Genomic DNA, 14,929 nt, shown 5'->3' with positions numbered 1-14,929 from the left:
ATTTTTTAGAGCCGCTTCAGATGAACCGGGTGCACAATCAAATTCTTCTGCTTTCCCTGATCGCTCATCGCAACGGTGTAACATTTGCCTTGTTGGCCCGTTACTATACCGAATCGTCCGTGGAACTTGAAATGATAGGCACCTTTCTGGTAGCCCGGCTCGGCCTTGAGAACGACCTTGTCTCCTTCTTTGAACTGCTGGAGGAACTTGACAACGCTCATTTTTCCTTTGCTGCGGAGCGGTTTGAGAAGCTTATGCCTTGTTTTACGCCTTCGTGAGCCTTTTCGCTGTACCATGGTCGTTCTCCCCCTCTGTATAGCCCGTTGTGTTTTTTCCCTCTATTTAAATCTATCTGAAAAACACGCTTGAATTTATAAAGTATCCTCCAATTCACAACTTCTTCAGCTTTTCCCGCAGTTTGCTTGTTTCTGCCGAACCTTTTTTTACCGAGAGCTCCGGGGGCGGAGGAGGGGGGGCTGACAGCGATGGGAGGAGTGCTCTTTTTTCTGGCACTTTTTCAGCTCCCTCAATGCGTTTATCCTGCACACTATTTTCCGCTGGGCTACTGAACGGATCAAGGTCATGCATAAGATCCTGTTCAACTTGGCTGTCCTTGTTTGCCAACTGGGGCGATGCAGGAGATTTTTGGAATAGGCCGAGTGTCAGGAAACCAAACATTGCCCGGAGCGGGTTTTGTTTTAGCCCAACTTGCGGATGCATGGCCCGTTTGATGCGCAGTCGGGCATTCGCGCCTGCTTTTGAAAATCTGCTGAACACTCGCATGCCGCGCAGCTCAACAAACCGGCGCGATTTGTGCAGGTTGTAAAACATGTCATCACGGAGCCACTGCTGAAGCTTGACGCAAAACACCGCAATGATAATACTGTACAAAATCAGCAGGTACATTTTGTCCATCAGCGTGGCAAGGTCGAGGTTGAACAAGATGGCTTCTTTGAGCAGGCTCTCGCTCAACACAAACGGATTGAGCGAGGCCAAGGTTTTGAAAAAAGGTGGCATGCTTTCCAGCGGCAGAATAGTGCTTGAAAAAAAGAGCATGACACTGGCAACCGTGATTGACGCGAGCGTGGTGAGCTCTTCTGACTTGAAGAAAATGCCAATAAGGGTGCCGACCAGAATAAAAAAGCTCACAATAAAAAACAATAAAATGGGGGTTTTGAAGAGCGATGGCACGATCGCAGTGTCAAAAAACAGCGACGAAATAAGCAGGAAAATGCTGACTTGCATAACCATAATAATAAGTGTCGTCAGGTACGTGCCGAACAAAAACAAGGTCTCACTGGTCGGCGTGATGTAGTTACGGAAGAATGATTTTGATTTTTTCTCAACCATAATTATCGTCGACGCCAACAGGATGCTGGTAATCATAATCACCAACACAAGGAGTGTTGGGAAGAGATAATTAAAATGGGTTTCTTCTTCAGTTATCGGCACGATGTGCGTGGTGAGCGGGTTAACAATTTTTTCGGCATTGGTAATCTCAACCGTCGTGGTCAGCCGTTTCATCTCATTCAGCGATGTTTGGAGATCATTGAGCATGCCAACGCTGCTCTGTAAATCAGTCTTGATGTTTGTTAAGGAGGTGAGGACTGAACCGCGAGTGTTCTGCACTGCACCGAGTTTGTTGTTAACATCAGCAACATACGTGCGCAGGCCGCCGATATGCTGCTGCATTTTTGCATCTGAATCCGACAAATCACTGCGAAATTGTGCAAACTGCTCGTCGGCAGTATCGAGGTAGTGCTCCGCACCGGTTTTGTTGCCATGCAGCGTCTTCACTTCTGCATCCAGCACATCCACAAGATCATTTGTTTCCCGGATTGACTCATACGCAAGGTTGCGGAGGAATGCAATTTCAGTTTCAACCTGGACAAGGCTTGCGTTACTTTCCAGTGTGAGGTTCAAATTATTCATCGTCAGAAACATGCGCTCGGTTTCTTGCTTGATCGTGTCGCTTTTCTGGGTGAGCCCAACGAGGGTGGGCACGCGCTCGTCAACAATTGCCTCGGTGCGCTGCAGCCGGTTGAGCAGGTCCTGCGTCAGTGAAATGCTCACCTCTTTTGCCTTATCATCAACACCTGAAGAAATCGCTGAAATGATGCTATACACCAAATTAATATTTGAAAAATCAACATGGAACGTAATATCTTGAATCACATCCTGCTTCACTTCAAGGTCTTTTGGAAACACCATGCACACGTTTGAGTCCTTTGTTTTGACATGCTCGATACAAATGGTTTCAGCGGGTTCCCGTATCACTCCATACCCTCTCTGATTGAGCTTTGCAAGGAGTGATTCAGAAAACGCATTATAATCCGACGAATACACACCGACGTTGAGCGTGTACTGCTGGGTGTTGCCAAACGCAAGCCCGAGTAGGGTGATGAGCACAATCGGGCCGAAAATAATAATCACTGCAGAGCTCTTGCTGCGCAGGAGAAGCTTCATATTTTTCTCAATAATCTTGTGCAGTTTTTGAAGGTTCATGGTTCATTACCAATTCCTGGCCACGTTGTTATTTTGTCGTCTTTGTTATTGTTCGTTAAACGCGTTTTTGGTTATCAGCTCAAACACTTCGTTGAGGTTTGGCTTGTTGAGGAAAATATCCATCACTTGGTCATTATTTTTTTCAACGACATGGATCACATGGTGCAGCAGCTCTTCGGCCTGCGGTGAATGGATGACCAGCTGCTGGCCTTCGCGCGTCATCCGGGTGACGCTGAAGCGGCTCTGTTGTTGTAGGTAGGCGATAAGAGTGCGGTAATCGCGGCTCTTGACGACGAGATGAAGCTCCTGATTTTTTGCATACAATTTCTTGAGCTCATCAACACTCCCCTCCCTCACAATCTGCTGGTTGTGGAGCACGGCAATGCGGCTGCACAAGTTTTCGATTTCATCAAGAAAATGAGAGGCGAGAATAATTGTCGTGCCGTTGCGGTTGATTCTCCTGACCAGCTCCCAAAAGTGTTTGCGGAGGATGATATCAAGGTCAGCGGTTGGCTCGTCGAGAATCAAAATTTTCGGGTTGTGCACCAGCGCGCAGGCAATGTCCAAGCGCTTCTGCATGCCGCCGGAAAGCTCGCCGGAAAACGCGTGCTCCTGCTGGGTGAGGCCAACAAGGTCGAGTACTGTCTGGATGTTTCTCTGCAGTACGGCGTCGCGAATGCCGTACATTTCGCCGAAGTAATCCAAATTTTCCCGTACCGTGAGGTCGTCGTAAAATGAGGGCTTCTGCGTTGCAAAGCCGAACAAACTCTTTGCCACATTCGGATGTTCCTGCAGTGACGCATAGTTTTCCGATTCGTTGGCATCGCCGAGCAAGCCGCCCATGTGCAGTCTGATGGTGCCATCGTCCGGCTTCAGGAAACCGATGAGCAGTTCAAGCAGGGTGGTTTTTCCTGCGCCGGACACGCCGATGATGCCAAAAATTTCACCTTTGTACACTGAAAGCGTGATGTTGTTCAGCACGGTATGCGTGGAGAATCTTTTTGAAACATTTTCGAGCTTGATGATAGGAAGCCCCAGAGATTGCAGCATAGAAACAGGCATAGGAGTAGCTACGCTATCACTCTTTTTTCCCGGTGTATCCATTAATAAAGATTTACGGTACAGGAGTTTTTAAAGTTTGTTGTGAAATCCGCCGAATATTTTATAAACCCCAGATAAAACCTGTTTGTCATGGTCCTCGAGAAGCTGGGCGAAAGCCTGAAGAATACGCTCAACAAAATCAGCAGTGCGCTGTTTGTTGATGACAAGCTGATTAACGAGTTAGTCAAAGACATCCAAAAAGCGCTTCTCACGTCCGACATCAACGTCAAGCTGGTGTTTGAGCTCACCAAAAAAATAAAGGATCGGGCATTGAAGGAAGAGCCGCCGGGCGCACTATCAAAAAAAGAATGGCTCATCAAGATTGTGTATGACGAACTTGTCGCGTTCTTGGGCGAAGAAGAAATCAAAGTTTCCCTTGATGAAAACATCAAGCCAACCACCATCATGCTTGTTGGCTTGTTTGGCAACGGCAAAACAACCACTGCCGCAAAGCTGGGAAAATTCTACAAAAAGCGTGGCCATACCGTTGCTCTTGTTTCGACTGACACTTGGCGGCCTGCTGCCTATGCGCAACTGCAGCAGCTCGGCGCCCAGATTGAAATTCCGGTCTTTGGCAACCCCAAAGAAAAAAATCCCGTCAAAATCTACAACCAATTCAAAGATGAGCTGAAAAACTATGAGCTTGTCATCATTGATACTGCCGGCAGGGATGCGCTGTCCGACGAATTAATTGGCGAGCTGAAACAACTTGCCGATGCTGTCAAACCCCAGCATTCATGGCTCGTCATCAGCGCTGACATCGGGCAGGCGGCGGAAAAACAGGCAAAAACATTCCATGAAACATCCGCCGTTGATAGCGTTATCATCACGAAAATGGAAGGCAGCGCGAGAGGCGGAGGAGCCCTTGCAGCGTGTGCAGTCACCGGCGCAAAGGTCGGCTTCATCGGTGTCGGCGAAAAAATTGATGACCTTGAAAAATTCAGGCCGAAAAATTTTGTGGGGAAAATGCTCGGCATGGGCGACATTGAGGCGCTGCTTGAAAAAGCAAAAGAATCAATCAGCGAAGAGCAGGCACAAGACCTCGGCAAAAAGTTTCTTAAAGGCGAATTTAATCTCGTTGATCTTTATGAGCAGCTGAAAGCAGTCAGAAAAATGGGTCCGCTCTCAAAAATTATCGAGATGATTCCTGGCTTCGGCCAGGTGAAGCTGCCCAAAGAAATGATGGACATGCAGGAAGGCAAACTTGATACTTGGAAATTTGTCATGGATTCCTGCACCAAGGAAGAGCTTGAGGATCCGGAAACCATCAGCGGCAACCGGCTTGAGCGCATTGCCAAAGGCTCCGGACGGTCAGTCGGCGATGTTCGGGATATGCTGAAACAATACAAGAACGGCAAGAAGATGATGAAGATGCTCAAGGGCAGCGAAGGCAACATGGAAAAAATGATGAAGAAAATGAAAGGATTGAAGATGCCATTTCGGTAATCTCCCTTTCGTTAACTCGTTGCTTCTTCACGGTATTCTCTGAATATGCTTAATCATGTAATCTTCTTCCTCGTCAAAGAATTCTTCGGTTTCTTTTTTCATTTCTTCCGCATCAGGCACCATCGCTTGCTGGTTTTTTTTGCCGATGTAAAACGCTTTTTCTTTCAGCCGTTCCATAACATTGTCCATCTCTTCCGGTGCCAGCTGTTTTGGCTGCCAGCGGAAATCAAGCCCATCCTCACTTTTGCGCGGAATGACGTGCACGGCGAAATGGTCATCAAGCCCTTCGGTGCAGAGAATATTTGTTCCATGCGCGCCAACCAGCTCAAAAACTGCGGTTGAGCATGCGGATGCTGCGCGCAGTAATTTCTGGGCAACATCTGGTATGCAGTCGCGTATTGTTGCGGTATGTTTTTTTGGCACTATAACCAGATGCCCCTGCGCTGCAGGCTGCTGCTCGATAAAAACGATCATATTTGTATCTTCATAACACATTCCTTTTTTTTCTTTTTCCGGTTCGCAGTACGTGCATGCCATTGTTTTCACGCAAAGAGTTTGGCAATCGTGTCAAGATCTGCTTTTTCTTCTTTCTTTTTTGTTTTTTCGCTTCTATCCTCTTTTTTCTCTTCGTTCTTTTCACTGCCCAGCGCTTTTTTGACTTCTTCAAATTCAGCGTCAAGCGCCTTTTCTGTCTGGTGATTTTTTTTCTCTTCTTGCCCCAGTGCGTCACTTTTCTTTTTCATATCGTCGTGCTCACGCTTTGTTGCATGTTCGTGCTGTATCTCCTTCATTATCTCATCAACATTTTTGTCGCGGAACAACTCCTTAAGCTGCTGGTTCTGTTCAACCAGCTTCTTGAACTGCGCCGGCTGGCCCAGCACCAACTCTAGCAACGGCTTATTCATCTCAATAATTCCCTTGATATACTCTTTTTTTGGCGGCTGGGGAGGCGGAATGTCACGGGCGCTGCCAAACTGCTGACGCATCAGGGCACTGATGTTGTGCCGCAGCGCTTCAGTGAACTTGGGGTCTTCTGCCATGCTTTTTTTTGGGACATCAAACGTGCCCAGCCCGTCATTTTTTTCGCGTGGAATCACGTGCATCAGAAAATGCGCGCTCTGCTGGCCTGCCGCAGCGCCGTTGGCAATGAATGCCGTGCTGCCATGAGTAACCATCGCAGTGTAACACAGCCTGCTCGCTTCCTGCGTCAACTCAAACAATTTTGCAAGCACCGGCGGCGGAATCACCGGCATAATGGGATAATGTTCCTTTGGCACAAGCAGCATATGGCCGCGCGCCGCTGGGTTAATGTCAAGAACAATGACAAACAGCTCATCCTCAAATACTTTTTTTGCTGGAATCTCGCCTTTAATTATTTTGCAGAACGGGCATTGCGCTTTCTGCTGTTCAAGTGCCTGCTGTTGTTCCGGGCTGAGCTGCATAGGGTCACGCCTGATTCTGCAGATTGTTCTGATACTTGTTGTGCAGATTGATTTGACTTGTTTGACCGCTTTGGCCGGCACTGTTTTTAATGATTTTGGACACTTCAATCACCAGTGCGCCAATGCTTGACACCAGCGAAATAATGATGATATCACTGATTGCAAGCGGCACTATTTGCAAGAGTGCACCGAATGGCGGAATAAAGAGCGCTGCGAAAATCAGTGCCAGAGAACTGAACACGGCAAGAAGCAAATACTTGTTTTTTGTCAGTCCGACGCTCCATGCAGTATACCTCAGTGAGCGGCATGCAAACGCCTGATACAATTCACTCATGCATATCACCAAAAATGCTGCGGTCTTTGCCTGTGCAAGGTCGCCGCGCTTGAAATAAAACCAGCTAAACACCACCAGTGCGGTGATGGCTACAATAATTGAATAATGTACGATAAATACATTCAGCCCTTTGTGAATTGGCTCATTTTTTTTCCGTGGCTGGCGGTACATAGCATTTGGCTCAAATGGATCAGCGCTGAGCGCAACCGCCGGCATGCCGTCGGTTACCAGATTGATGAACAACAACTGAGTGGCAGTCAGAGGAAGCGGCAATCCGAGGATAATGCTTCCAAAAATAATCAGCACTTCAGAAATATTTCCTGATATCAAATACGCAAAATATTTGCGGATATTATCGTACGTGCCGCGGCCTTCTTCTACCGCATTGACAATCGACGCAAAATTATCGTCGGTAAGAATCATGTCTGATGCCTCTTTTGACACATCAGTGCCGGTGATGCCCATTGCAATACCGATATCTGCTTTTTTCAGCGCTGGTGCATCATTCACCCCGTCGCCAGTCATGGCAACGACGTGGCCCTTTTTCTTCAGCGCCTCCACAATTTTCAGCTTGTGCCGCGGGTCAACCCGCGCATAGACGTGAATGTTTTCTACTTCTTTGTCAAGATCAATGGTGTCAATCTCCGCGCCTGAAATCGCCCGGCCATCAAGCCCCAACTCTCGGGCAATGGCAACCGCAGTTTCCTTGTGGTCGCCCGTGACCATAATTATTTTTATGCCAGCGGTCATACATTTGCGGATAGCCTCACGCACCTCTTCGCGCGGCGGGTCGATCATGGCCTGCAAGCCGACAAAGATGAGATCCTTTTCAAGTTCTTTGCGCGGCTGATTATTTTTACTCTCTTTTTTTATCTCTTTGTACGCAAACCCGAGCACGCGCAATGCGCTGGATGCATACTGTTTGTTTTTTTCAAGAATCGTATGCTTTTCTCCTCGATCCATTTTTATTTTTTTGTTCTCGGTTTGAACGTAGGCACATTTTTCAAGAATCATATCCGGCGCTCCTTTCACATACACATACCATCTGCCGTCAATTTCATGCACCGTGGTCATCATTTTCCGTTCCGAGGTAAACGGAATTTCCTCAATGCGTTTACATTGGAGATTCAGAAGCTTGTAATCAAGTTGTGCCTTCAAGGCACTGACGAGCAATGCGCCCTCAGTGGGGTCGCCGATAATTTTCCATTCCTGCTCATTTAGTTTTGCGTCATTGTTCAACGCCCCCATTTTCAGGAGCAGGTGCATATTCAGTGTTTTTTGCGATATTGTTCCATCAGGTTTGTATCCGGCGCCACCAACCTCGATATCTTTTCCATCGACGTATATTCGCTTCACCGTCATCTCATTGTGTGTGAGCGTGCCTGTTTTGTCCGTGCAGATGACGGTGGTGCTTCCCAACGTCTCAACCGACGGGAGGTTTCTGACGAGTGCATTTTTTTTAACCATGCGGCGGACACCCATCGCAAGAGAAATAGTTACTACTGCCGGAAGCCCTTCGGGAATTGCTGCAACTGCCAGTGACACCGCAACAATGAAAAACTCAAGAACTGGCTTTCCTTGTACTATGCCTGCAAGAAAAACAACTGCACAGATTCCCAGCGTGATAATACTAATCCATCTGCCAAGCTCTTTCATTTTTTTCTGCAGCGGCGTTGGCTCGGGCGTAACTGTTTGAAGAAGATGCGCAATTTTTCCGATTTCTGTGCGCATGCCTGTTGCACAGACCACGGCTCTGGCTTTTCCATTCACTACCATCGTGCCGGCAAACAACGCGTTTTTGCAGTCGGCAACCAGTGTTGTTTCACTGCACAGGGCACCGGCACTTTTGTTTATGGGATTTGACTCACCGGTTAATGACGCTTCCTGTGTTTTTATATCAATTGCCTCTATGAGCCGAGCATCAGCAGGAACCTTATCTCCACTGACGAGCAAAATAACATCACCCGGCACCAAGTATCGCGCATCAATTTCTTTTTCCACGCCGTCTCGTACCACGATTGCCCTTGGTGCAGCAAGTTGTTTTAATGCTGCAATGGCGCGTTCAGCTCGGTATTCCTGCACAAATCCGATAACTGCGTTTGCGATAAGAATAACGCCGATAACCACTGCATCAGTTATCTCACCGAGCATGGCAGAGATAGCCATTGCGGTTATTAAAATCCAGATAATAAGGCTGCTGAACTGCGAAAGAAAAATCTTTAGCGGCGAAACCTGTTCCCCTTCTTGTATCTCATTCATCCCATATTGGGCAATCCGTCTCTGCGCCTCATCGCTGGTAATCCCCTTTTTTGTCGTCTGCAAATTAGCTAAAACGGTTCCAAACTCCTGTGCATAAAAATGCGTCATTGTCGTTTCGTCTGTTCATTGCCGTCGTGATTCATCAGTCTCTATTAGCCTATTGGTTAATTGTTTTTTTCATCTTCTTGCTCTTCTTCTTTTTCGCTCATCTTCTTCAGCATCCGAAACGTCAAATTCTCAATGTAATCCATCGGATAGTCTGTTGGTTTCATGGATTCACCTCATTTTTTACGTTTTCGCTTTCTTTTTTTTTTCTCTTCGCTATTTGATGAATAGTAAGGAATATAAAAGGAAACAGCATCCTTTGAAACCCGCCCAACGGGTTTTTGTTCGCCGGCTGCTGTTTCCGTCCATCACCTACTTTTTCCCGTGCTCTTTGTTTCTTTTTTTCTAAGCTGAACCAATGGGTTACTGAATGAGGAACATAAAAGGGGTTGACCGTGTCAACCCCCCAACGGTATATGGATTTTATCACACATATTTGGCGCATGAGTGGTGATGTCCATGGCGCTGGCCCATACTGCAATATTTTTGATGGCAGCAGGATCGCCGTGGACGAATGCAACTTGTTTCGGATGAATGGTGCGGATGAGCCGTTTCAATTCGCTCAAGCCGGCATGCGCGCTGAAGTCGAATTTTTTCCAGCTGCAATGCACTCGTGTTTTCCAGCCATCGATAAACACCATTCCTTCTTCTTCGAGAAGCCGTCCGTTCGTGTGCTCGCCCTGATAACCAGTAAGAAGAAGCGCGTTGCGCGAATTGTTGAGGCATTTGAGGTACTCAATAATCGGCCCGCCGGTTAGCATGCCTGATGTCGTGATAAAAATGCCTTGTTTTCTCACTGCGGCAATTCGCTCTCGAGGATTCGTTATTTTTTGCGCGCGGCGAAAGCATTGAGCAAGGCGTGCGGATTGTTTTATTGATTCAGGATACTCGATTGTTATTTTTGTTGCAGCAGCAGCCATACCATCAAGGTAATACGGCACGTTTGCCGGAATCAGGCCTTGGTCGTACGCGTTTCCGATGACCAACAGGATTTCCTGTGCCCTGCCGATGGCAAATACTGGAATCAATACCGAACCGCCGCGGGCAATCGTTGTTTTTATCTCGTTAATAAATTCCTTCTCTGTTTTTTTTCGGTCTGGATGTTCCCTGTCCCCATAGGTTGATTCACAGATAAGCGTATGAATATTTTCTTGCGCACTGCCAAGATCTGTTGCAGGCTGGAGCTGCGTCTCGTCCATTTTTATGTCACCAGTGTAGAGAATGCGTTTGCCTTCTGCCTCGACGAGAATGGCCGCTGCACCAGGAATATGATTGATGCTGTGCAGGGAAAAACGCACTTCATTTACTATCCCTTTTTGGCGGGACTTCATGTTGCTCATGCAGGCAATTGCCGCACGCACATCGTCCTGGAAATAGCCAAGTTCTTGATGGGTGAGCTGGCCGACTTTGAATGCGTCTTCAAGGATAAGTTTTGTGAGTGCTTTTGTTGCTCCGGTTGCATAGATGGGGCATTCAAGCCCGTTGTGGTCGAAGTAGGGCAGTGCACCGCAGTGGTCGAGGTGCGCGTGGCTGAGCAGGACCGCATCTATCTCTGAAAGATTGGTGACGCTTTCCGGGAATTCAGAGCCGTGTTCTGCCATCTTGAGCCCTGCGTCGAATAGTATGCGCGTATATTTTTCTGTAATCAGCTCTACACAACTCCGTCCAACTTCCTGTGCGCCGCCGTGAATCACGAGTTCCATCTTCTCCTTTTTTTTGTTTTTTTATTTTCGTTTTTTTTGGTATCGTTTGTTTTTGTGTTTCTTTTTTTGATTTTTTTAGTTGATTTAGTTGAACCTGACAAATGCAAATACGTTAATGAGCTGTGTTGCAAGCAGCGTTACGCCAATGCATGCTGCGGCGAGAACGAGCCATACCCACGGGTGGTCTTTTTCTTCGATGTTCTCAATAATAAAAGGAATAAGATGCGCTGCTGCGTACCAGAGTGCTGCGATTCCTGCACCGAGCGGCACGAGGAGATTGTTGAAGCTCAAGAAATTATGCAGGAGAAAAACCAGTGGCAGCGGTGTGACAATGCCTGCCAGATTTTTTTCAAGGTCATCAACCACTGCTTGGCCGATAATCCAATAATTAAGCAAGCCGAGCAGGAGCGGGATTAGAAATAGGATAAGATATCTACCAATGACCGAAACCATGCCGAGTGGCACGGCAAGAAACACTGTGCCCAAAATTGAATCAAGTGTGACAAGGCCAAGGATGAGCACTAGCAGATGGAGGAATGAAATACGCGGTGTGGTGGTCTCATAGAGTGCGCTGGCGATTTCATCATCAGAAAATCCCTTGTGTTTCAGCTCTTCCTTGACAATAGGCAGTGAGTATCCCTTCTTGAGTTCCTGCTTGATGTATTTTTTGATTGCGTGAATCATTTAGCGCCTCCGCCGATCACGTTCGTCGTTTCCGTTTCGTATCGGTGGCTGTGTTTCTGCTTCTTCAAAGCCGAGATACCATCGGTTGGCGTGCTTGTCGTAGGTGAAAATGACGTTCTGTTTTTTGGTAAGGTCAAGGGCAAAGAGAAGGGGCATAGGAATGGTGGTTTCATAGCTGCTGCCGCGCCGGTAAAGCTTTCTGCGGATATCAGTCATCGCCGTGCCTCGCTGTGTGGTGAAATAGATTAAATAAGTATTTTTTGATTTCTTTTTTCTATCTTTTTTTATGTTATATTTTTACTTATATTTAAAGGTTGTGTTTTTTCATTTTCGTCGTGTTTTTCAATTGATACTTATTTTTATATCTATTTATAAGCTTATTTAAATATTTTTCTTTTTTAAGCGAAAAAAACATATTAAAATGTGGTGAAAAATACTTATTTAATAGAATCAAAAACCTTTTATTGTCCCAGCACTTCTCACCCTCCATGAACATCGCCGTGCTCATTACAACGCCTGACTTTGCTGGGCTGAACATCCAAACAGGCCTTCTTACGCAGGCATCGTGGCAGAAAACACCTATTATATATGAAAATCAGCCAGTTTGGCTCCTAAAAACTGCTACGAACACTATATATATGTTCACGACCGATACTAAATGCATCTTCTGCGAGCACTACGATGAAAAAATTGCAGAAACCCTCAACAACGCAGGTATTTCCTGGAAAACCGATCTTCTACTGTTTCCAACCACGCACCGCAGTGAAAAAGGCGTTCAAAGCATCTGCGTCCATGCACCAGGCAACTTTGGGCATTCGTTATTGGGCGGCGATGCAGGAAAACTATGTCCGACCAATCCACAGGTGCTTCGTTTTCTCTGGGAACAACTGAAAATCCAATGTACTGATGTTCCAACACATGAAGTGGTCATGGAAGCAACGCATCACGGGCCTGCGCTGGATGTGCCAACCATTTTTGTTGAAATCGGTTCGGATGAAACATCATGGAATAATTCGATTTTTGGCAAAAAGACTGCAGCAGCGCTTCTTTCCCTGTTCAATGCGGACATTCCTGCGCTGGAAAAACGTTTTGTGCCTGCGTTTGGCATCGGCGGGCCGCATTATGCACCAAATTTCTTGAAATGCATGGAGCAATCAAACTACGCGCTTGGCCATCTCTGCGCAAAATATGCTGTTGAGGGGCTAACCGGAGAACTTATCAAGCAGGCCATAACAAAATCAAACGCCCGCATTGTGTTACTTGATGGGAAAGGGCTGGGCGGCAGAAAACAAGAAATAAAAGAACTGCTCGAGCGCAACGCAATTCTCTACAAAACTATTGGCGACTGATCTTTTTTTCACTTCATTTTCACTTCAAAGTGTAAACAAGAAAATAATCTTTCTTTTTTCCCTCTTATTTTTTTCCAAAATAACAACATTTAAATATCAAAACTTCTTGAATAGTCCATAACATATTCGTTATCATACAAGTTCCAACCATTGGAACAAAAAAGAGGTTGATGTCATGAAATTTTCGAAGCGTGCAAAAATTTCTTTATTTAGCAACAACAACGGTTCAGTCTTTTTCAAAACACTTCTCCTCCTCTGCACGATGATTATTCTCTTGGGCGCAGCCATGCACGTTTTTGCTGCTGATGCCGACGGCGACAATTTTGATGACACTACTCCTAATGCGACACACCCGCGCGATTGTGATGACCTGACTGCAGGAACACGGCCGCTGATGAACAACAGTAACAATTTTATTTACGGCAATATTAGTGTTCTTAAAATATGTTCTGGAGGTACGTATGTCTATGAAAACAGTCTTATTATCATCAACTCATCAAGCAACGCCAGCCTCAACATTGCCTGCAGCGGCAACAACACTGGAAACACCACCGGACATGGTGCGAATTTTACTATTAACGCGACCGGCGGCAATGCAAGCTTGAGAAACTGGATACATATCAATGGGACAAATTCTGTCGTTACTATTGAAAACTGTACCCTTATCGGCATTGGAGACACAAACCAAACTGCTGCTGAAACAAACGAAACTCTTGCCGTCAACATTACTAACAGCAGTAATGTCGTCATTAACAACTTCCAAGTTCGCGACACCAACTTTGGCGGTGTGCACATTGCCGGCGACTCAAACAACATCACCATCATGAATTCAGAATTTAGCAATATCACCGGCAACACGAGCGGTGCTGCGAATCAAGGAAACAATCTCCACGATGTCATCTGGGCCAAAAATGGCGCCAACATCAATATCTCCTTTGTCAACATCACTATCGCAGGAGCAACTAATGTCAACGTGAGTGCTGGTGCTGGAATAAACATCTCAACCAACCGGGTTGTCCTATACAGCAACCGCTTCTCACACAACTCCGTACTGGCTAATATCAGAAGCAACGGAACTGGCCACTACATTGCCAATAACAGCTTCGGCAATGCCACAACTGGTCTCTGGCTTGCCAATAGTACAAACCACACCATCCTTGAGAACAACTTCACTTCCTCTGGATTTACCACCAACACGACAAATGCCCTTCTTTTCCTGACTGGTGTTTTCAATGCAACCGCCACTAACAATGTCCTTGCTAATACCACTAATGGCGGCTGGTGTGTTCACGTTGAGCAGGGAGGAAGAAACACGCTCGTTGACAACGAAATTGCCAATTGCACGGGTGACGTGCTTATGAACATGACGGGAGACAGCGAAATGCGCAACAATAACATGACGTTCGCAACAAACTGGCTCTTGCTGGCGAACAACTCATTCAACCTCTCATTGAAGAACAACACCTGGACGAACAGCACGGCAGTCGGCCTTGAATTCATCAACGGCAGCAATACGACGCTCAAGGGCGAACATGTCTACAACGTGTCGATGAAGGGCATTATCTTCAATCAGTCGAATGATATCAACTTGCACAACGTTAGCGTGTCAACCTTCAACAGTTCAGCGGCTGATTACGCCCTTGATCGTGTGTTGAACGCAACGCTTGATGGCTTCAACTCAACTCGTGCAGGTTTGCATGGGTTGTTGATTTTCAATACATCAAGGGTTAACATGAGTAACTTTAATATTATCAACGCGACACACAACGCTTTGCAAATTATCAACAGCACGAACATAACCTCTGATTACGACAACGTGACTCTTTCAAACATCAATGGCACGTCAAACGTCTTAATCAATGTATCAACCAACAGCAGCTTTGTTAATTTGTCAACGTTGTGGCTTGCTGGTCAGGGTTGGCCGGGGTTGTCTCCGAGTGGTTTCGGTATTTATGTTAATGGAAGTAGTTTCATTTCCTTCCACAATATAACTGTCAAGAA

12 protein-coding genes are annotated in these 14,929 nt (G+C 46.4%); 3 read left to right on the top strand and 9 right to left on the bottom strand.

The features are described from left to right. Nucleotides 1-5: 5 nt before the first annotated feature. From Q7R76_06000 to Q7R76_05990, 3 genes are all read right to left on the bottom strand, one after another. A complete protein-coding gene (locus Q7R76_06000) occupies nucleotides 6-296 on the bottom strand; it encodes a 50S ribosomal protein L21e (protein ID MDO8643100.1) in 291 nt (96 codons plus the stop codon). Nucleotides 297-390: 94 nt separating this feature from the next. Then, nucleotides 391-2,505 (bottom strand): ABC transporter permease, encoded by a 2,115-nt coding sequence (locus Q7R76_05995; protein MDO8643099.1) that lies wholly within the window; start codon nucleotides 2,503-2,505, stop codon nucleotides 391-393. A 45-nt stretch (nucleotides 2,506-2,550) separates the two neighbouring features. After that, entirely contained in the window at nucleotides 2,551-3,609 is a 1,059-nt protein-coding gene (locus Q7R76_05990; protein ID MDO8643098.1) for an ABC transporter ATP-binding protein, read from the bottom strand. An 87-nt stretch (nucleotides 3,610-3,696) separates the two neighbouring features. Here Q7R76_05990 and Q7R76_05985 point away from each other — a divergent pair, with 87 nt between their 5' ends. Then, the gene (locus tag Q7R76_05985) at nucleotides 3,697-5,052 is read left to right on the top strand and encodes a signal recognition particle protein Srp54 (protein ID MDO8643097.1); all 1,356 of its coding nucleotides are present in this window, start codon (nucleotides 3,697-3,699) and stop codon (nucleotides 5,050-5,052) included. A gap of 27 nt (nucleotides 5,053-5,079) precedes the next feature. Here Q7R76_05985 and Q7R76_05980 read toward each other — a convergent pair whose 3' ends face one another. From Q7R76_05980 to Q7R76_05955, 6 genes are all read right to left on the bottom strand, one after another. Continuing rightward, entirely contained in the window at nucleotides 5,080-5,589 is a 510-nt protein-coding gene (locus Q7R76_05980; GenBank protein MDO8643096.1) for an HIT family protein, read from the bottom strand. A 5-nt stretch (nucleotides 5,590-5,594) separates the two neighbouring features. Further along, entirely contained in the window at nucleotides 5,595-6,494 is a 900-nt protein-coding gene (locus Q7R76_05975; GenBank protein ID MDO8643095.1) for an HIT domain-containing protein, read from the bottom strand. Between the two features lie 4 nt (nucleotides 6,495-6,498). After that, entirely contained in the window at nucleotides 6,499-9,195 is a 2,697-nt protein-coding gene (locus Q7R76_05970; protein MDO8643094.1) for a calcium-translocating P-type ATPase, SERCA-type, read from the bottom strand. A gap of 395 nt (nucleotides 9,196-9,590) precedes the next feature. Beyond that, nucleotides 9,591-10,895, bottom strand: a complete 1,305-nt coding sequence (locus tag Q7R76_05965; protein MDO8643093.1) for an MBL fold metallo-hydrolase — start codon at nucleotides 10,893-10,895, stop codon at nucleotides 9,591-9,593. An 84-nt stretch (nucleotides 10,896-10,979) separates the two neighbouring features. Continuing rightward, the gene (locus Q7R76_05960) at nucleotides 10,980-11,579 is read right to left on the bottom strand and encodes a hypothetical protein (GenBank protein MDO8643092.1); all 600 of its coding nucleotides are present in this window, start codon (nucleotides 11,577-11,579) and stop codon (nucleotides 10,980-10,982) included. Next, nucleotides 11,580-11,795 (bottom strand): hypothetical protein, encoded by a 216-nt coding sequence (locus tag Q7R76_05955; GenBank protein MDO8643091.1) that lies wholly within the window; start codon nucleotides 11,793-11,795, stop codon nucleotides 11,580-11,582. A 272-nt stretch (nucleotides 11,796-12,067) separates the two neighbouring features. Here Q7R76_05955 and Q7R76_05950 point away from each other — a divergent pair, with 272 nt between their 5' ends. Both Q7R76_05950 and Q7R76_05945 read left to right on the top strand, forming a co-directional pair. Continuing rightward, complete coding sequence (locus Q7R76_05950; GenBank protein MDO8643090.1) at nucleotides 12,068-12,928, top strand: D-aminoacyl-tRNA deacylase; 861 nt, start codon at nucleotides 12,068-12,070, stop codon at nucleotides 12,926-12,928. Between the two features lie 175 nt (nucleotides 12,929-13,103). Beyond that, nucleotides 13,104-14,929, top strand: a 1,826-nt coding sequence (locus Q7R76_05945) for a right-handed parallel beta-helix repeat-containing protein (protein MDO8643089.1), incomplete at its 3' end; no start/stop codon positions are given.

Source organism: Candidatus Woesearchaeota archaeon (assembly GCA_030651375.1).
Taxonomy (GTDB): domain Archaea; phylum Nanobdellota; class Nanobdellia; order Woesearchaeales; family UBA12501; genus JAUSFM01.
This window is presented reverse-complemented; position numbering and strand designations above follow the sequence as displayed.

Coding starts and splice junctions, on each gene's coding strand:
- Q7R76_06000 (MDO8643100.1), bottom strand. CDS start 296: ATGGTACAGCGAAAAGGCTCACGAAGGCGTAAAACAAGGCATAAGCTT.
- Q7R76_05995 (MDO8643099.1), bottom strand. CDS start 2,505: ATGAACCTTCAAAAACTGCACAAGATTATTGAGAAAAATATGAAGCTT.
- Q7R76_05990 (MDO8643098.1), bottom strand. CDS start 3,609: ATGGATACACCGGGAAAAAAGAGTGATAGCGTAGCTACTCCTATGCCT.
- Q7R76_05985 (MDO8643097.1), top strand. CDS start 3,697: ATGGTCCTCGAGAAGCTGGGCGAAAGCCTGAAGAATACGCTCAACAAA.
- Q7R76_05980 (MDO8643096.1), bottom strand. CDS start 5,589: ATGGCATGCACGTACTGCGAACCGGAAAAAGAAAAAAAAGGAATGTGT.
- Q7R76_05975 (MDO8643095.1), bottom strand. CDS start 6,494: ATGCAGCTCAGCCCGGAACAACAGCAGGCACTTGAACAGCAGAAAGCG.
- Q7R76_05970 (MDO8643094.1), bottom strand. CDS start 9,195: ATGACGCATTTTTATGCACAGGAGTTTGGAACCGTTTTAGCTAATTTG.
- Q7R76_05965 (MDO8643093.1), bottom strand. CDS start 10,895: ATGGAACTCGTGATTCACGGCGGCGCACAGGAAGTTGGACGGAGTTGT.
- Q7R76_05960 (MDO8643092.1), bottom strand. CDS start 11,579: ATGATTCACGCAATCAAAAAATACATCAAGCAGGAACTCAAGAAGGGA.
- Q7R76_05955 (MDO8643091.1), bottom strand. CDS start 11,795: ATGACTGATATCCGCAGAAAGCTTTACCGGCGCGGCAGCAGCTATGAA.
- Q7R76_05950 (MDO8643090.1), top strand. CDS start 12,068: ATGAACATCGCCGTGCTCATTACAACGCCTGACTTTGCTGGGCTGAAC.